Origin of the sequence: Nocardia mangyaensis, assembly GCF_001886715.1 — a bacterium.
Lineage (GTDB): Bacteria > Actinomycetota > Actinomycetes > Mycobacteriales > Mycobacteriaceae > Nocardia > Nocardia mangyaensis.
This window is the reverse complement of the sequence record NZ_CP018082.1, coordinates 2204403-2222146: the sequence shown is the minus strand read 5'-3', so window position 1 is coordinate 2222146 and position 17744 is coordinate 2204403. Positions and strand designations below refer to the sequence as shown.

At 69.8% G+C, this 17744-nt stretch carries 15 protein-coding genes; 2 read left to right on the top strand and 13 right to left on the bottom strand.

Annotated features, from left to right (window positions below):
• Window positions 1-3: 3 nt before the first annotated feature.
• Window positions 4-561: a sugar O-acetyltransferase gene (locus tag BOX37_RS10055; RefSeq protein ID WP_071927410.1), complete on the bottom strand. Its 558-nt coding sequence runs from the start codon at window positions 559-561 to the stop codon at window positions 4-6.
• Between the two features lie 69 nt (window positions 562-630).
• Between BOX37_RS10055 and BOX37_RS10050 the strand changes: the two genes are divergently transcribed.
• Window positions 631-1269: a TetR/AcrR family transcriptional regulator gene (locus BOX37_RS10050; protein WP_071927409.1), complete on the top strand. Its 639-nt coding sequence runs from the start codon at window positions 631-633 to the stop codon at window positions 1267-1269.
• A gap of 79 nt (window positions 1270-1348) precedes the next feature.
• The gene (locus BOX37_RS10045) at window positions 1349-2734 is read left to right on the top strand and encodes a lipase family protein (RefSeq protein ID WP_071927408.1); all 1386 of its coding nucleotides are present in this window, start codon (window positions 1349-1351) and stop codon (window positions 2732-2734) included.
• 80 nt (window positions 2735-2814) lie between these two features.
• Here BOX37_RS10045 and BOX37_RS10040 read toward each other — a convergent pair whose 3' ends face one another.
• From BOX37_RS10040 to BOX37_RS09985, 12 genes are all read right to left on the bottom strand, one after another.
• Window positions 2815-3381 (bottom strand): GTP-binding protein, encoded by a 567-nt coding sequence (locus BOX37_RS10040; protein WP_071931351.1) that lies wholly within the window; start codon window positions 3379-3381, stop codon window positions 2815-2817.
• 16 nt (window positions 3382-3397) lie between these two features.
• Window positions 3398-3832 (bottom strand): DUF742 domain-containing protein, encoded by a 435-nt coding sequence (locus tag BOX37_RS10035; protein ID WP_071927407.1) that lies wholly within the window; start codon window positions 3830-3832, stop codon window positions 3398-3400.
• On the bottom strand, window positions 3829-4257 hold the full coding sequence (locus BOX37_RS10030; protein ID WP_071927406.1) for a roadblock/LC7 domain-containing protein: 429 nt from the start codon (window positions 4255-4257) through the stop codon (window positions 3829-3831). Before BOX37_RS10030 ends, BOX37_RS10035 begins: the two co-directional genes overlap by 4 nt.
• A 29-nt stretch (window positions 4258-4286) precedes the next feature.
• Window positions 4287-6863 carry a sensor histidine kinase gene (locus BOX37_RS10025; protein WP_240505292.1) on the bottom strand — a complete coding sequence of 859 codons (2577 nt, stop codon included), beginning with the start codon at window positions 6861-6863 and terminating at the stop codon, window positions 4287-4289.
• Between the two features lie 355 nt (window positions 6864-7218).
• The gene (locus tag BOX37_RS10020) at window positions 7219-8241 is read right to left on the bottom strand and encodes a hypothetical protein (protein ID WP_071927404.1); all 1023 of its coding nucleotides are present in this window, start codon (window positions 8239-8241) and stop codon (window positions 7219-7221) included.
• Window positions 8242-8287: 46 nt separating this feature from the next.
• Window positions 8288-8794 carry a hypothetical protein gene (locus BOX37_RS10015; RefSeq protein ID WP_071927403.1) on the bottom strand — a complete coding sequence of 169 codons (507 nt, stop codon included), beginning with the start codon at window positions 8792-8794 and terminating at the stop codon, window positions 8288-8290.
• A gap of 55 nt (window positions 8795-8849) precedes the next feature.
• Entirely contained in the window at window positions 8850-9617 is a 768-nt protein-coding gene (locus BOX37_RS10010) for an alpha/beta hydrolase (protein ID WP_240505291.1), read from the bottom strand.
• Window positions 9614-11038, bottom strand: coding sequence for a TerD family protein (locus BOX37_RS10005; protein WP_240505399.1), 1425 nt, complete (start codon window positions 11036-11038; stop codon window positions 9614-9616). Before BOX37_RS10005 ends, BOX37_RS10010 begins: the two co-directional genes overlap by 4 nt.
• Before the next feature lie 133 nt (window positions 11039-11171).
• Window positions 11172-13673 (bottom strand): phenylalanine--tRNA ligase subunit beta, encoded by a 2502-nt coding sequence (gene pheT / locus BOX37_RS10000; protein WP_071927402.1) that lies wholly within the window; start codon window positions 13671-13673, stop codon window positions 11172-11174.
• A gap of 37 nt (window positions 13674-13710) precedes the next feature.
• The gene (gene pheS, locus BOX37_RS09995) at window positions 13711-14772 is read right to left on the bottom strand and encodes a phenylalanine--tRNA ligase subunit alpha (RefSeq protein WP_071931348.1); all 1062 of its coding nucleotides are present in this window, start codon (window positions 14770-14772) and stop codon (window positions 13711-13713) included.
• Window positions 14773-15282: 510 nt separating this feature from the next.
• Window positions 15283-15858: a Uma2 family endonuclease gene (locus BOX37_RS09990; protein ID WP_071927401.1), complete on the bottom strand. Its 576-nt coding sequence runs from the start codon at window positions 15856-15858 to the stop codon at window positions 15283-15285.
• 429 nt (window positions 15859-16287) lie between these two features.
• A complete protein-coding gene (locus tag BOX37_RS09985) occupies window positions 16288-17721 on the bottom strand; it encodes an MFS transporter (protein WP_071927400.1) in 1434 nt (477 codons plus the stop codon).
• Between the last annotated feature and the right edge of the window lie 23 nt (window positions 17722-17744).

Below are 17744 nucleotides of genomic sequence, written 5' to 3'. Positions count from 1 at the left end.
CACCTAGAGCGGCCGGATCACCCGCGCCGGGTTGCCCGCCGCGAACACCCGGTCGGGCAGGTCGCGGGTGACCACGCTGCCCGCGCCGACCACCACGTCGTCACCGATGGTGACGCCGGGGCACACGATCACCCCGCCGCCGAACCACGCGTTGTTCCCGATCCGGATCGGCGCCGCCGATTCCCACCGCCGCCTGCGCTTGTCGTGGTCGTCCATCGGGTGCAGCGCGGTCAGCAGCTGGACGCGGGGGCCGATCGAGCAGTCGTCGCCGATCACGATCGGCGCGCAGTCGAGCAGGATGGCGTCGTAGTTGAGGAAGCTGTTGGACCCGATCTCGACGAGGTGGCCGTAGTCGCACTGGAACCGCGGCATGACCCACGAGCCCTCGCCGAACCTCCCCAGCAAATCCCGCAGCACCGCGGTGCGGCGCGCGGTCTCGTCGGGCCCGGTCCGGTTGAACTCGTCGCACAGCCGTTGCGCACGGTGCCGTTCGGCCACCAGTTCGGGATCACTGTCCTGATACAGCTCGCCCGCCAACATCCGTTGCTTGTGCTCGCCCATCCCGCCGAGTCTAGGGCGGCGCCGGACTGCCGGAGTCGCGCCGTGGGGCCGCGCAGTAGGGTCGATTCCGTGACGCCAGCCCGGACCCGACACCACTACACCGGAACCTCGGTCGCCGAGCGGCAGATCGAGCGCCGGGCGCTGTTCATCGAGGCGGGGCTGAGCGTGTTCGCCGAGAAGTCGTACGCGAACAGTTCGCTCAGCGACGTGTGCGCGACGGCGGGGTTGTCGCGGCGGCAGTTCTACGAGCTGTTCGCCGGGCGGGAGGAATTGCTCGTCGCGGTGTACGACACCGTGCAGGACCGGGCCAGGGACGCGGTCATCACGGCGATCACCACGGTGCAGACCACCGAGGTGCGGGTGATCATCGATGCCGCTGTTCGGGCGTACACCCAGGCCATCACCGCCGACATCCGGTGTGTCAAGGTCGCTTTCGTCGAGATCGTCGGCGTGAGCCCCGCGGTCGAGGAGCATCGCGCGCAGATCCGGGACCGGTGGGGCGAGGTGGTCGCCGCGGCGACCGCCGGACTGCCGGACGCCCGGACGCCACCCGGCGGCTGGCGGGTGGCCATGGCCGCGTTCATCGGCGCCGTCAACGGCGCGGTGCACCAGTGGAGTCTCGACGATCCGCGACCACCGGTCGACGTGCTCATCGACGTCTTCTCCACCCTGCTGAACGCGCTGACATCCGCGGACTCCACCCGCTGATTGCGATCTACGCCACACCCATGCCATAGTAGCCGTCATTGAGACGGAGCAGTCTCAATTCCTGTGAGGACTGTGCACGATGAAATCTCCTACCGTTCTGCGGTGGTTCGCCCTGGTCACCGGCGTGATCATGGCGACATCGGTCGCCGCGGCGGGATCGGTCGCCGCCGATCCCGCGGCCATCGCCCCGGCACCGGCGATCCCCCTGCCGCCCGAGCTCGATCCCGGCTTCTACCTGCCGCCCGCCGAGGTGGTCGCCGCGACCGCGCCCGGCGCGATCATCGCGACCCGGCAGGTGAACATCGCCGATTTCGGCATCCTGCCGGTGGACGTGGACGCCTGGCAGGTGTCCTATCGCTCGAACAACAGCCGTGACGAGGCGATCCCCGCGGTGGCCACGCTGATCAAGCCGCGCGGACAGGCGGTGGAACCGCGCAAGCTGCTCTCGGTACAACTGGCCGAGGACTCGACCGCCGGCTACTGCGCGCCGTCCTACGCGCTGCAACATCTGTCGGTCGCGGCGCTCGCCGGTCAGATCGTGGTGCCCGCCGAATTCCTGTTCGCCCAGGCGGCTCTGGCGCAGGGCTGGGCCGTCGTCGTGCCGGATCACCAGGGGCCGTACTCGGCCTATGCCGCCGGACCGCTGGCGGGCCGGATCACCCTCGACGGCATTCGCGCCGCCACCAGTTTCGCTCCGCTCGAGGCCGGGCCTGCCGCGCCGGTCGGGCTCTACGGCTACTCCGGTGGGTCGATCGCGACCGGGCACGCCGCCGAACTACACGCCTCCTACGCGCCCGAACTCACCATCGTCGGCGCGGCCGAAGGTGGAGTCGGCGCCGATCTCGGTGCGGCACTGCGGATGGCGAACAATCAGCTCACCTCGGGGCTGGTCTTCGCCGCCGTCCTCGGACTCACCCGCGAATACCCCGATTTCGCCGCCTATCTCGACCAGCGCCTCGATCCACTCGGCAAGGGCCTGGCCGCGATCAAGTCGCCGCTGTGCGTGCAGTACCAGTCGGCCCTGCTGCCGTTCCTCAACCTGACCGGCATGATCGGCTCCGACGGCGACCCGCTCGACGATCCGCCGGTCGCGGCGATGCTCGCCGACACCAAGATGGGCAAGTCCACCCCCGGTATGCCGATGTTCATCTGGCACTCCGCCTGGGACGAGATCCTGCCGCTGTCGGCCACGAACGAGCTCGTCGACACCTACTGCCGCACCCCCGGCACCTCGCTCACCTACACCCGCGACCACGCCAGCGAACACATCGTCGCCGAGGTCGTCGGCGGCCCCGCCGCCCTCATCTGGCTGCGCGACCGCCTCGACGGCATCCCCGCCACCCCCGGCTGCACCACCTCCGACGTGACCACCATGACCGCCACCCCCGGCGCCCTGGACTTCCTCGGCGAAACCCTCGCCGCCAAGTTCGCCACCTGGTTCGGCACTCCCCTCGGCACCGCCTGACCGACGAGATCACCACGCTCTGGTGGCGGTCGGCTTTCGCCGATGCCGCCACCAGAGCGTGGTGACCGTTCGTCCAACGGTCAGCTGACCTCGCGGTGGCGGGGGTGGGCTCGGTGCAGGAGGACCTGTTCGAGGAGGGCGACGAGGGTGTTCTTGACGGAGTCGCGGTCGCGGGCGTCGCAGTCGAGGACGGGGATCCAGTCGTCGAGGCCGAGGGCCTCGCGGACCTCGTCGAGGGCGAAGTGGGGGGCGGCGTCGAAGCGGTTGACCACGATGATGAAGGGGGTGTTGTGGTCTTCGAAGTAGTCCAGAACGGGGTAGCAGTCCTCGACGCGACTGGTGTCGACGACGATGACCGCGCCGAGGGCGCCGTCGACGAGGTCGTCCCAGAGGAACACGAAACGGTCCTGGCCGGGGGTGCCGAACAGATACAGGATCAGCGAGTCGTCGAGGGTGACACGGCCGAAGTCGAGGGCGACGGTGGTCGCGGTCTTGTCGGCGCGGTGGCCGGGGTCGTCGATGCCGATCGACACCTCGGTCATCGACGCCTCGGTGACCAGCGGCTCGATCTCGGAGATGGCGCCGATGAAGGTGGTCTTGCCGACGCCGAAGCCGCCGCTGACCACGATCTTCACCGAGGACGGCATCGCCGGTGTACGGAATTCAGAGTGCGCGAACAAGATCCCTGATCCTCTCGATGGCGGCGGTCGACAGTTCCGGTGCGTCACGGACGGTCACGTGCCCCGCCGCCACCAGATCGCTGACGATCACCTTGGCGATGCCGACCGGAACCCGCAGGGCGACACCGATTTCGGCGATGGAATGTGGACGCAGGCACAGCTGCACAACAGTGCGTTCCTCGAACCGCAGCGGCGCCGACAGGGCCGAGGGCGGCGCCTGAACGAGGGTTTCGATGCGCAGGCCGTCCAGGACCGGGACGGTGCGGCCCGCGGTGACGACGAACGGGCGCACGAATCGGTCGTCGACGTGGTCGGCGGTCCGTTCCGCGGTCGCGGGCGGCGGATCACGCCAGCCGGTCGGCGTCCGCACCGGGATCATGCGCGGATCGGGCAGGCGGGGCAGATCGGGATCCCTCATCTGCGCAACGACTCACGCAGTTCGCTGATCAGCAGCGGGTCGAGCAGCGATCCGGCGCGTTCGGCGAGCACCGCCATCTCGTAGCCGACCAGCCCGACATCGCAGCCGCCCTCGGCGATCACCCCGAGACAACTGCCGTCGCCGAGCGCCGAGACCAGCAGGAAGCCGCGCTTCATCTCGATCATGATCAGCTTCAGGCCGTCGAAATCGTAACTGCGCGAGGCACTGCGGGCCAGGCTCGACAATCCCGACACCATCGCGGCGAGCCGGTCGGCGCCCGCGCGATCCAGGCCGTCGGACATGGCGATGAGCAGCCCGTCGGAGGACACGGCGACGGTGTCGCGCACGCCGTCGGTATTGCGGACGAAATTGCCGAGCAGCCAGTTGAAAGTGTGCGGATCAGCGGTAGGTAGCTGGGTGGTCACCGGGGTCTCCTGAGGTCGGGTCCGCTCGGTCAGCGGATGTGCTCGGCGGGGGTGGACGACAATTCGGTCCCGAGCCCGCCACGTTCGTGGCCGGTGCGGAACGAAGCGAGCATGCTGCGCGTCTGGTCGGGGGTACGGTCCAGCGCGGGCGGGCGGTCCTGGTGCGGCCCCGGATCGCGGTGCGGACGATCCGAGCCCGGCGATGTGGCGCGCTTGGCCCGCTTCACCAGCCCGTTGCGAGTTCGTTCGACCACGGCAGGCTCGCCGACCTGCCGATGCGCGATCGCTGGACCGTTGTCGGCGGAGGCGTCATGCCCATCGATGTCGCCGCCCCGCGTCATGTCGTCGAGGTCCCGGCCGCTGATCTGTTCGGAAGTCGTCCGGGTGCTGTGGCCAGCGGCCGCGCCCGGCTCCGCGGATGTCCTGTCGTCGGCGTGACCGGCTGCTCCCACCGATGCTGTCGCGCTGCTGAAGAATTGGGCGTAGACCGAATCGGCCGGGTGCGCGGTGGCGCCGTTGAGGGTCGGCGGCTCGGCCACGACGGGACCCGTCGCGGTCTCGGACCGCGGCAGCGCTCTGCGCGCGACCGGCTCGCTCGCAGTGGTCGACACGAGCGAGTCGGCAGGAGTCGCCCGTGTCGCGGTGTCCGGTCGACCGGCTGGGTGGGATGAGGTGTCGTCGGCGAGGATGGCGGGCGGCAGGAGCAAACGGGCCACGATGCCGCTCACCGGGGAGGTGGTGAGTTCCACGCTGATGTCGAGGCGGCTGGCCAGGCGGCCGACCACATAGTGGCCCAGGTAGCGGGTGGAGGCGACGATGAAGTCCTGTTCGCCGCGCAGGCGGGCGTTCGCCTCGGCGAGGGCGTCGGCGGGCATGCCGACGCCGTGGTCGACGACAGCGAGCAGGTAGCCGCCCGCCATCCGGCGCCCGTACACCTCCACCTCGAGATCGGGTGGGGAGAAGGCGAGACCGTTCTCGATGAGTTCGGCCAGGATGTGGGCGAGTTCGCTGACCACCGCGCCGGTGACGGCGATCTCGTCGACCCGGCGCAGCGCCACCCGCCGATAGTCGTCGACCTCGGAGAGCCCGGCCCGGATGACATCGCTGAGCGCGATCGGCTCGGCCCAGCGGCGCGGGCTCGCCTCGCCGACGAGCACCAGCAGGCTCTCGGCGTTGCGGCGCATGCGGGTGGCGAGATGGTCGAGTTCGAACAGGTTCGACAGCGCCTTGGGATCGAGTTCCTCGCGCTCGAACTCGCTGATCAGACCCAGCTGCCTGCGCACGAGATTCTGATTGCGCCGCGCCAGGTTCGCCATCGACTCGGTGGTGTTGCGCCGCACCAGCGCCTGCTCGGAGGCCAGCTCGAACGCGGTGGTCTGGACTCGGTCCAAAGCCCCTGCCACCGCGGCGATCTCGACGCCGGCACCGGGCGGGGTGCGCACGGGCGCGGGCGGCTCGGGGGTGGTGTCGCAACCGCGCCAGGCCGCGATCACCTCGGGCAGCCGGGCGGAGGCCACGTCGTCGGCTTCGGCGGCCAGCCGGGCGAGCGGGCGCACGATGGCCCGGATACTGGCGAAGACCAGGGCGAACTCCGCCGCGATCGCGAGCAGGGCGGCGAGTGCGAAGGCCGCGAGCAGCACAGCGGCCTCGCGACGCAGCTCGTCGGCGCGGGCACGGATGTCGTCGCCGATCGTCTGCTGCACGGCGCGCTGATCGTCGATCACGGCGGTCATCTGTGCCCACCACTGCGCGGGGTCGACCTGCTGGGTCAGCGGGCCCGCAGTCGAGGCGATGGCGATGTTCTCCGATTCGGCGGCGCGCGCGGCGTTCTCGCCCGCGAGTACCAGTTCGAGGCGATCGCGCTGGGCGACGGTGGCATCGCGACCGAACTGGGTCAGCGCGGCGGTGCGAGCGGCACGGATGTCGAGGAATTGCACGTACTCCCCCGGCGCGAACTCCCCGGCGGCGAACACGCCGTTGAGGAAACCGCGTTCGCGCGCGTTGTACTCCTTGGCGTCGCCGAGGGCGTAGAGCGCCTGCAGGCCGTGCCGGACCTGCGGGTCACGCGCCTGGTCGAGGCCGAGGAACAGCCGGTTCATCGCGTCGATACCGTCGGTGTAGAACTGGAATGCCGCCGACCGGGTCACGTTGCGGGTGTCGATCTGGGAGCGCACACCGGGCAGGCCGGTCAGGTGGCCCAGCGCCGAGGACACCTCGCTCGCGCCGGGTGGATCGGCGGCCACCGTGGCGGACAGGTTCCGCAGGGCGAGGTCGGTGCCGGTGCGCTGATCGAGCACCGACTGCCCCAGGCGTGCGTCGCCGCCGAGCAGCCCATTGCTCAGCCCGCGTTCACGCTGCAGCTCCTGCACCAGGTCCTGGGCCGCCAGCGCCAGAACCACCGCGTCGACCGCCTGGCCGCTGCGCCGGTACTCACCGATCTGGCTCGACACCGTGAGCCCGAGCAGCGCGAGAACCAGCACCAGCGACACCGCGAGGATCCGGGCGAGCTGGCCGGAAATGGTGCGCGGCCGAATCAGCCCGGTACCGGCGGCCCGGTATGTGGTGGATCGGATTCGAGTCCGATCCGGCCGGGTACGTGCGCGCACCACCTGCTCCTTTGAAACACCGGCGGGTGAAATACCCGGCGGCCCAGCGAAAGTCAGGTGCCAACTTGCACGCCCCGGAAGACGCGGTCAAGACGGGGCGGCCTTGGAGCGGGTTTCGTGCACTGATCTCAACATGCCGGAAATCAAAGCGGGGTGAGGTGACCGAAAGCTCACCGTGCGCTCGGTGACGGCGTTACCTGCCCGTTTCGCCCCCGATACATGCCGGGAGCGACATTCGGTGACGGCGGGCACAAGTGGTACGGGTGAGCGAATTCCAGAATTGCGCGCAGCACGAAACATCGGCGCACCGCACGCAATTCCGCGGCGAATCACCGCAATTTGTTCCCGACCGGAATTACTCGCCGGCGAGAATGCCGAGCACCTGCTCGGAGAGGAAGAACGGCTCGAGCCGCTCGCGGATCAGCCCGGCCAGCACGCCATTGCGCTTGGCCGACTCGATGACGGCGGGTCCGTAGCGCAGGATCTCGGCGCTGACATCCTCGGCGCTGAGACCGAGTTCGGGCAGCATCGATGCCAGCGTGTGGTCGCTGTACTTGGTGTAGAAGACCTCGACGCACTCGCGCACCAGCAGGCCGAAGTACTCCTTCTCCCTGGTCGTCACCGCGATCTCGTAGCAGATCTGAACCAGTTCGTTGAGGTCCTTCTGGGTCAGGTATTCGCGCAGGCCGGCAACCGGCTCGTCGGCGTGCAGGTCCCAGAACTCCATGGCCGCCGAGTGCACCGGGGCGTCGCGCAGCATGTCGCGGATGGCGTTGTTGGTGCGCTTGAGTGCGAACAGCGCGCCCTTGCCCGCGAGGTCACCGACGAAGGTGCTGTCGGCGACCTTCTTGGCGCGAGTAGCCGCGGACTGCCCCAGCGACATGATCGAGGAGACGCCCGGAATCTTCTCGGCGCGTTCACGATTGGCCTGCATGAAGTCGCCGATCAACTTGTCGACGAAACGGGACGCGACGGTGGCCACCAGCGGGCTCTCGGTGAGCCGGTCCAGGATGCGCTCCTGGGCCTGGTGCATGCCGAAGATCTTCTCCAGCAGCGCCTCCACCGGTTCCCGGTCGACCACGTCGCCGAGGGTGTATTCGGTGTTGGCGGCGATGTGGTCGTAGATGGCGTCGGAGAAGATGCCGACGGTGTCGGCGATCACCGGGCTGCCGCCGATGCGGTCGAAGACGGTGGCGACGGTCTCCTCGCCCTGTTCCAGCGACACCACGTCGCCGAAGACGATGGTGTCGCCGACGGCGAGCACGGCGGCCACATCGCGGGCGATCACCTCGGCGAACCGGTCGCCGGTCACCTCGGCGAGCAAAAAGTCCACCTGCGCGTCGAGCAGTCGTTCGGCGATCTGGCGCGCCTGTGTCATGTGTCCACCCATCACGGTTCGTTGCTCGGGACGGGAGACCTTGCGGCTACTTGTCGTCGGCCCCGGAATCGTTGCCGTGCATCGATTTCCGAATCTGGTCCAGACGCTCGCGCGCGGCCTTCTCCCGCGCCTCCCACTGTTCGTCGGCGCTGCGACCCGCGGGGGTCTGCCGGTCGAGTTCACCCATTCCCTGCGCGGTGCCGAAACGCTGCTCGACCTTATCGCGAACGGTGTCGAATGTCGGCACTCCGGAAGTGGAATATCCGCCGGTAGCGGGCGGTGCGGGGGTCCCCGGCAGCCCAGGCGGTACCGGCGGTACCGGGATTGCGCCTCCGACCTGCTCCGATGCGACGGGCGCCACATTCGCATCCGCTATGTCGGTGTCCAGCATCACAGGGGGATCGATGTCGCCGTGCCCGATCTCGGCCTCGGCCAGTGCGGCGGCGACCGCGGCCAGACCCGGCCGCCCGGCGACCGCGGCGCGCAGCACCGACACCAGCTCGGCATCGGGCAGCGCGGCCAGCCGACCGAGGATCTCGCTCGTTTCGCTCATACCGCCAGGCTACGCAGAACAGCCCGCCCACGCCCGAGGCTCGAACACGACGGCCTCAGACGATCGATGAGGCAACCCAGTCACTGATCAGCCGAGCCCAGCGCGGGCCGAGCGTGTCGATGACGTCGTTGTGACCGGCGCCGGGGACGACGATCAACTGCTTGGGCTCGCGCGCCGCGGCGAAGAGGCGTTCGGCGTGGCGCAGCGGGAGCAGTTCGTCGCGCTCGCCGTGCATCATCAGCACCGGGACGCCCACGGTGGCGATCCGAGCCAGGCTCGGGTAGGCGTTCGGGATGAGCGGGGCGGGCAGGAACGGGTAGACCGAGCGGGCGGCGTCGCGCATGCCGCTGAACGTCGACATCAGGATCATGCCGGCGGGCGGGAACTCGGTGGCCAGTTCCAGCAGGACCCCGCCGCCGAGGGATTTACCCAGGTAGAGCACCCGGTCCGGGTCGACCCCGGGCTGGGCGAGCAGCGCGGCGCGCGCGGCGCGCGCGTCGAGATAGGTGCCCTGCTCCCCCGGCCTGCCCGCGCTGCGACCGAAGCCGCGATAGTCGAAGGCCAGGACATCGAAACCCGCCGCGACCAGCAGTGCGATGATCGAGACGCGGTCGCCGATGGTGCCCGCGTTGCCGTGCGCGTAGAGGATGTGCGCGCGCGGGCGCTCGGCGGGCACGAACCAACCGTGCACGTCCAGGCCGTCGGCGGTGCGCATGGTCAGCTCGCGGTAGTCGAGACCGAGCGCGGCCGGGGTCTGCGCGACGTGCTTGTCCGGGTGATAGACCAGCGCGTTCAGTACCCGGGTCGCGGGGTGGCGGATCACTTGCCGCGGCCCGCCTGGAAGCCGAAGTCCCAGTTGTAGAGTCGCGCGATCTCGATGATGCCGCCACCGGGCTGCCCGGCGGGTGGGCGGACGAAGGCGCCCTCGCGGCGCACCACCAGTTCACCGTTGACGTTGTCCAGCACGGCCAGCACCGCGTCGCGGGAGTTGTCGGTGCAGCCGTCGAGGGTCATCTCGATCGGCGCCGAGTTCACCGGGTACAAGGTGACGGTGGCGTGCACGCCGCGGAAATCGCTGGCGCCCTCGTAGATCGAGGCGAAGACCAAGATGCGGCGGAAGGACTGGGTGTAGTCGAGATTGATCGACAGGTTCTCGCCGGAGGCGCTCGCGCCGGTGCGGTCGTCCTGGTCGAGGTGGATGAAGGGCGGCTCGTAGAGCGCGCCGAAGCGGCGGTCCAGCGCGCGCACCGAGCCGATCTCACCGGTGGACAACTCGAAGAAGCAGCACAGGTCCAGGTCGATGTTCTTGCCACGCAACTTGCCGAACAGGCCGCCGCTGGACGCCATCGAGGTCCAGTTGAGGTTCACCCGCATGGCGCCGCCGGTGGCGCCGTGCTTGGTGAGCGAGACCGACGGGGAGTCCTTGGTGAGCGAGATCTTGGCCAGGTTCACCGGGGCGCCGGTCGGCTGCGGCATGGAAGGCGGTGGAGGCGGAGCGAATTGGGGCCGGCCTTGGGGCGGCGGGGCATACGGCTGACCGGGCGGCGGCGGAGGAGGCGCGTACGGCTGCGCGGGCGGCGGCGGGGGCGCGTACGGCTGCGCACGCGGCGGGGGCGCGTACGGCTGCGGAGGTGCGAACTGCGGCGGCTGGTTGGCGGGCGCGTGTGGTGGGGCGTAGGGCTGGGTCGGTGGTGGTGGTGGCGTGAACGGTGGCGCCGGGGGTGTGGGGGCGTCGTCGACGGAGATGCCGAAATCGGTGGCCAGACCGGCCAATCCGGTGTCGTACCCCTGACCCACCGCGCGGAACTTCCACGCGCCCTGCCTGCGGTAGAGCTCGCCGAGGACGAACGCGGTCTCGGTGGTGGCGCCGGTGCTGTCGAAGCGGGCCAGCTCGGCACCGGTGGCCGCGTCGACGATCCGGATGTAGAGGCCGTGGAACTGGCCGAAGGTGCCGCCGTCGGCGGAGGCGGCCAGCACGATCTTCTCGATCTCCGACTCGACCTGAGCCAGCTGCACCGAGAGCGCGTCGACCACGGTCGGGCCCTGCTGTTTGCCCTCGTAGCGCACCGTGCCCGAAGGGTGGGCGCCCTGGTTGTAGAACACGAAGTCGGCGTCGGAGCGCACCTTCGTCCCGGCTAGCAGCAGGGCGGACGCGTCGGCGTCGGGCACGCCCGGCCCCGACTGCCAACCCACTTCGACCCGGACCGCGGAGGCAGGCACCGCGACGTTGGCGCCTTTCATCATCGACACGTCGTCCAACCTAACCGATACCGTCGGCGCCGGGCCGGGCGCGGTCCGAACGCCGCCCAGGTGTTTTCGGCTCGCCGGATACGTCGAAGGGCGCCCGGTGCGGCACCCGGCGCCCTTCGACGATCGTTCAGCCGCGCAGTTCGGCGCCGACCGCGGCGGTGGCCGAGGCGACGGCGGCGTCGCGGGCGGCGCTGGCCTCGTCCTCGGTGAGGGTGCGGTCGGGCGCGCGGAAGCGCAGGGCGTAGGTGAGGGACTTGCGGCCCGCACCGGCCTGGGCACCCTCGTAGACGTCGAACAGGGCGATGTCCTCGAGCAGGTCGCCACCGCCGGTGCGCAGGGCCGATTCGACCTGCGCGGCCGGGACGGCCTTCTCGACGCTGATCGAGACGTCCTGCAGCACGGCCGGGAACGCCGAGACCGTCGGCGCGGGCCGGGACTCGATCAGCGGCAGCGCGTCGAGGTCGAGTTCGAGCGCGCAGGTGCGCGGCGGCAGACCGGCCCGCTCGAGCACGGCCGGGTGCAGCTCGCCCGCGTGCCCGACGACGACACCGTCGACGACCAGTTCGGCGCAGCGACCCGGATGCCACGGCAGGTAGGCGGCGGCGCGACGCTCGATGGTGACACCGGCCGCGTCGGCCACCGCATCGACCAGCGCGAAGGTGTCAGCGGCCTCCGCCGGGCGACCCGGCCCCCACGGCCCGCGCGGATCACGCTTGCCGCTGAGCACCGCCGCCACGTGCACCGGCTGCTCGGGCAGCGAGGCGTTCAGTTCGGCGATCTGCTCGTCGGTGGGACGACGGTCCACCGGCAGCGCCTCGACCGCGCGGGTCTGCGCGCCGGGTAGCACCACCTGGGCGATGCCGTAGATCGTGAGATCGCGGGCACCGCGGGAGATGTTGCGAGCGGCCACGTCGAGCAGGCCGGGCAGCAGCGTCGTGGCCAGCTCGGGGCGTTCGGCGTCGAGCGGATTGAGCACGCGGGTGGTGTCGCGGCGCGGATCGTCGGCGTCCAGACCCCAGACATCGAACACGTCACCGGCCAGGAAGACCGGTGCGGGCACCTCGACGGCACCGTCGAAGGCCAGCGCGCGGCTCACGGCCCTGCGCCGCTTCTGCTTCGCGGTCAGGCCACGACCGGCGGGGGCGGCGGGCAGCACCGACGGGATCTGCTCGAGCCCCTCCAGCCGCAGCACCTCTTCGACCAGGTCGGCGGGCTGGGTCAGGTCGGGACGCCAGCTCGGCGGGCGCACCAGCAGCTCGGTCTTGCCCGCGTCGTTGACCTCGATGTCGACACTCGCGCCGATCTGCGCGAGCCGGCGCACGGCGGTACCCGCCGGGTAGGTGACGCCGGCGACGCGGTCGGGCAGATCGATGTCCATGACGATCGGCGCGGCCGGCTCCACCGGCACCCGGATGTCGGTGAGCGCGGATTCGATGGTGCCGCCGGTGATCTCGGCGAGCAGGGAGGCGGCCCGATCGAGTGCGGCGATGTTGATCTCCGGGTCGACGACGCGCTCGTAGCGCTTGGCCGCCTCCGAGGACAGCTTGTGCCTGCGCGCGGTCCGGTAGACCCGCAGCGGGTTCCAGGTCGCGGCCTCGAGCACCACATCGGTGGTGCCCTCCCCGACCTCGGTGCTCGCGCCGCCCATCACACCGGCCAGCGAGATGACGCCGGAATCGTCGGCGATCACCACGTCCTCGGCGTCGAGGGTGCGCTCGGTGTCGTCGAGAGTGCGCAGCGTCTCGCCCTTGTTGGCCGTGCGCACGACCAGGCTGCCGTGCAGCTTGGCGGCGTCGAAGGCGTGCAGCGGCTGGCCGAGTTCGAGCATCACGTAGTTGGTGACGTCGACGGCCGGGGAGATCGGGCGCATGCCCGAGAGCATCAGCCGACGCTGCAGCCACAGCGGGCTCACCGCGTCGGGGTCGATCCCGGTGACGCGGCGCACGCCGAAGCGGGTGCACTCCGACTCGGACTCCACCCGCACCGGCCAGGCCTGCGCGTCGGCCTCGGGCACCGTTCGCACGGCCGGGTCGGCGTATTCGAGGTCGAAGCCGCAGGCCAGCTCGCGGGCCAGGCCGCGCACCGAGAAGCAGTAGCCACGGTCGGGGGTGATGTTGAGTTCGATGATCGTGTCGTCGGTGCCCAGCAGCACGTTGGCGTCGTCACCGGGCTGCGCGGAACCGGGCTCGAGCACCAGGATGCCGTCGTGATCCTTGCCGATGCCGAGTTCGGCGACCGAGCAGATCATGCCATGGGAGGTGTGTCCGTAGGTCTTGCGCGAGGAGATCGTGAACCCGCCGGGCAGCACACCGCCGGGCAGCACCACCACGACGAGGTCACCGACCGCGAAATTGCGGGCGCCGCAGACGATTTCCTGCAGCTCGGGGTTGCCGACATCGACCTTGCAGAAGCGGATCGGCTTCTTGAACTCGGTCAGCTCGGTGATCTCGGCGACGCGGCCGACGACCAGCGGCTTGTCGATGTCACCGCCGATCGGCGCCAGCTCGTCGACCTCCTCGACTTCCAAGCCGACGCGGACGAAGCCCGCGTCGAGCTCTTCGGCCGACACCGACCACTCGGGGGTGGTGCGCTGCAGGATCTCGGTCAGCCAGGACTGCGCTACTCGCACTTGACGTTTCGCTCTCTGTGTCGAAAGGGGTTGTCGCTCAGGACCGGATGCCGAAAGGTAGCGTGAACCGCACGTCACCCTCGACGATGTCGCGCATGTCCGGGATGCCGTTGCGGAACTGCAGGGTGCGCTCCATGCCCATGCCGAACGCGAACCCGGAGTACACCTCGGGGTCGATGCCGGAGGCGATCAGCACCTTCGGGTTCACCATGCCGCAGCCGCCCCACTCGACCCAGCCCGCGCCGCCCTTCTTGTCCGGGAACCACACGTCGACCTCGGCCGAGGGTTCGGTGAACGGGAAGTAGTTGGGGCGCATCCGGGTCCGGGTGTCGGGGCCGAACAGGGCGCGCGCGAAGGCGTCCAGGGTGCCGCGCAGGTGCGCCATGGTCAGACCCTTGTCGATCGCCAGACCCTCCACCTGGGAGAACACCGGAGTGTGGGTGGCGTCGAGTTCGTCGGTGCGGAAGGTGCGGCCCGGGCACACGACGTAGATCGGCAGCTCGCGTTCCAGCATGGAACGCACCTGCACCGGGGAGGTGTGCGTGCGCAGCACCTGGCGCGAACCCTCCGGGGCGATATGGAAGGTGTCCTGCATGGTGCGCGCCGGATGATCGGGCAGGAAGTTCAGCGCGTCGAAGTTGAAGTGCTCGGTCTCGACCTCGGGACCTTCGGCGACCTCCCAGCCCATCGCGACGAACACGTCGGCGATCTGCTCGGAGATGACGGTGATGGGGTGGCGAGCGCCGACGGCGGCGCGGCGCGCGGGCAGGGTGACGTCGATCTTCTCAGCCACCAGCACGGCCTGATCGCGCTGCTCGAGCAGTGCGGTACGGCGCGCCTCGAACGCCTCCGTCACCCGCTTGCGCGCGACGTTGACCCGCTTGCCCGCGTCGGCCTTCGCCGCCTTGGGTAGGCCGCCCAGCTCACGCTGTGCCAGCGCGATCGGCGACTTGCCGCCGATGAACTCGGTCTTGGCGACCGCCAGCGCGTCCAGATCAGCCGCCGCCGCGAACGCCTTCTCGGCCTCCGCCGCCGCGGCCGCGAGGGCCTCTTCGGACAGCTTGGCGTTCTGCTCGACTCCACTGTTGTCGTCGGCCACGATCTTCTCGACTCTCCCCTGGGGATCGGTTCGCGGGCGCGTCATTGCCAACCCGCATCGGTGCTGCACAAATCCTATGGGATCGGGTTCGCGCGATTCATTCGGATTACCAGCGATGCGCTCACCACCGCGCCAAGAGCTTGCCGAAGGTCCCCACCCCGACCAACAAGTCCAGGTCAGACGGGCCACCCCACCAATTCCTTCGCCCGCGGAAATTCATGGGAACCGAACGACCCCGCGCCCCGTCCAACCCAACAAACACATCAGCGCGTTCGACTCGAGAACAGGACAACTCGATGCCGGAACAGACCTGCGAATCCACCCCACCCCAACGCCGCCGCACCACCCCGGGCAGCGGCCTCGCCCTCTGCGGACTCGGCCTCCATCCCGCCCGCAGCCGGCCCATCCCTCACCTGGCGGGACTGTGCGCGCATCGGCCCGAACATCCGGATACGACAGCCGAAAGGCGACCCGACAGCCCGGACAGCGGCAGGTGAGCGACCCCGACCGCTATTCCCGGTCGTACCAGGGCAGACACGCGGTGTCGACGGACAACGACAGCGGTGCGGGGAGCGAGATCTGGTCACCGTAGTCGCCTTCGACCGGTTCCGGGTAGGTCCCGCCGACGGGATCCCGGTACAGGGCCCATCGCCCGACGCGAGGATCGATGACAAGGAGCAGCCGGATGCGCGCGGCCGCGTACCAGCCGTTCTTGCCGGTGATCTGCGTCGCCTTCTCCGACTTCGAGATCACCTCGACGGCGAGTTCTACGTCGGTCGGGTCCGCGAGCCAGTCGTCGTCGGTGTCCCAGGAATCGGGAAGGACGACCAGATCCGGCGTGCAGTAGTCATCGGAGTCGTCGGGCATGGCGATCGAGGTGACCTCATAGGCAGCCAATCCCGATGGCATCGAGGCTTCGAGCTGGTGCCGCAGTCGACGGATGGAGCCCGCGTGCTTGCCACGCGGGGTCGGTGACATCACGAGCGCCCCTCCCAGAATCTCGACCCGGAGACCGGTCGCGCGTTCGATCTGCTCGGCGACCTCACGGAGGTTGCCGGGGCGCGGATGCATCGCGGGAAGGGTCATGCGGTCGCTCCCTATCGTGCGGACTGCTGTGCTCAACGATAGCGCGGCTCTGGCTCGCGAGACCCCTACGTCATGGCTTTCGCCCGGTCTCCGGCTCGCCGGAAGTTCATGGGAACCGATCGACCCCGCGCCCCGTCCAACCCAACAAACACATCAGCGCGTTCGACTCGAGAACAGGACAACTCGATGCCGGAACAGACCTGCGAATCCACCCCACCCCAACGCCGCCGCACCACCCCGGGCAGCGGCCTCGCCCTCTGCGGACTCGGCCTCCACCCCGCCCGCAGCCGGCCTATCCCTCACCTGGCGGGACTGTGCGGACGCCCGGATACCAACCCTTCGCCGGGGCAGGGCCGACCGGGTGGGCTCGGATGAGAACGACGACGGCCCGCGCACCGAGTAGGGGTGGCGGGCCGTCTTCGGACTATGTCAGGTGGTGTGGCGGAGGTGGGTGGGGAGGAAGGCGGCGAAGGCGGCGGCGATCGCGACCAGACCCGCGCCGACCCAGACGGCGGGGATGAGGCCGTCGACATAGGCCTGGGGGTCGGTGTAGGAGCCACGGGAGGCGAAGACCGAGGCCAGGACGGCGATTCCCATGGCCACCCCCACTTCACGGACGGTGCTGTTGATGCCCGAGGCCATGCCCTGGTCGGCAGTGGAGGCGCTGGCCATGACGATGGTGGCGGACGGACCGAAGGTCAGGCCCATGCCGATACCGGCGAGGACGAAGGGGGCGACGAAGGAGCCGTAGGCGATGTCGGTACTGGTGATCAGGGCCATCCAGGCCAGGGCGATCGCAAGCAGGACCTGGCCGGCGGCGATGAGCACACGCGGGCCGACGCGATCGACGATCAGTCCGGCCAGTGGCGCGACGACCATCGGTACCAACGTCCACGGCAGGGTGCGAATGCCCGATTCCAGCGGCGTGTAGCCCTGCACCACCTGGAAGAACTGGGCCAGCAGGAAGATCGCGCCGAACACGCCCGCGGAGAAGGCGAACGAGACGAGGAAGCTCAGGCTCAGGGCGCGGGACCGAAACATGCGCAGGGGCAGCATCGGATCGATGACCCGACTCTCCCAGGCGACGAACCCGACCAGCAGACCCGCACCACCGATCAACGCCACGAGCACCTGCGGCGTGGTCCAGCCGTCCTCGCCGCCGTGGATGACACCCCACACCACCGCCAGCACGCCACCGGCGGACAGCAGCAGCCCGAGCAGATCGAGCCGACGTGCGACACCGCGCGATTCGGACAGCATGCGCACCGCGAACGGCAACGCGAGCAATCCGATCGGGACATTGAGCCAGAAGATCCACTGCCAGTTCAGCCCGTCGACGACCGCGCCGCCGACCACCGGACCGACCGCGACACCCAGCCCGGCGATACCGCCCCAGATGCCGATCGCGGCGCTGCGCATTCGCTCGGGCACCGCGGCGGCGAGCAGGGTCAGCGACAGTGGCATCACCGCCGCGCCGCCGGCGCCCTGCACCGCCCTGGCCGCGATGAGCATCCACGGTTCGGTGGCCAGCGCACAGGCCGCCGAGGCCACGACGAAGAGGCCGATGCCGAAGAGGAACACCCGGCGGCGACCGATCCGGTCCCCGAGCGCCGAGGCCGACAGCAGCAGCGCCGCGAAGGACAGCGTGTAGGCGTTGATGAACCACTGCAGGTCCGAGAGGGACGCGCCCAGTTCGGCTTTGATCACCGGCAACGCGTTCGTGACGACCAGGTTGTCCAAGGTCACCATGAACATCGGGATGCCGACGGCGGCGATGACCGCGCCGACCGGCTTGTTCTTCGCCCCGTCCGACGGTGCCGCTTCGACGATGGGGGGATCGCCGGGTTCGAGTGTCTGAGTCATGACCCGCCCTTGTTGCTATTCAC

Bases quoted from the DNA above. Each gene is read 5' to 3' on its own strand.
- BOX37_RS10055 (WP_071927410.1), bottom strand. From the start codon at position 561: ATGGGCGAGCACAAGCAACGGATGTTGGCGGGCGAGCTGTATCAGGAC.
- BOX37_RS10045 (WP_071927408.1), top strand. From the start codon at position 1,349: ATGAAATCTCCTACCGTTCTGCGGTGGTTCGCCCTGGTCACCGGCGTG.
- BOX37_RS10040 (WP_071931351.1), bottom strand. From the start codon at position 3,381: ATGCCGTCCTCGGTGAAGATCGTGGTCAGCGGCGGCTTCGGCGTCGGC.
- BOX37_RS10035 (WP_071927407.1), bottom strand. From the start codon at position 3,832: ATGAGGGATCCCGATCTGCCCCGCCTGCCCGATCCGCGCATGATCCCG.
- BOX37_RS10020 (WP_071927404.1), bottom strand. From the start codon at position 8,241: ATGACACAGGCGCGCCAGATCGCCGAACGACTGCTCGACGCGCAGGTG.
- BOX37_RS10015 (WP_071927403.1), bottom strand. From the start codon at position 8,794: ATGAGCGAAACGAGCGAGATCCTCGGTCGGCTGGCCGCGCTGCCCGAT.
- BOX37_RS10005 (WP_240505399.1), bottom strand. From the start codon at position 11,038: ATGATGAAAGGCGCCAACGTCGCGGTGCCTGCCTCCGCGGTCCGGGTC.
- BOX37_RS09990 (WP_071927401.1), bottom strand. From the start codon at position 15,858: ATGACCCTTCCCGCGATGCATCCGCGCCCCGGCAACCTCCGTGAGGTC.
- BOX37_RS09985 (WP_071927400.1), bottom strand. From the start codon at position 17,721: ATGACTCAGACACTCGAACCCGGCGATCCCCCCATCGTCGAAGCGGCA.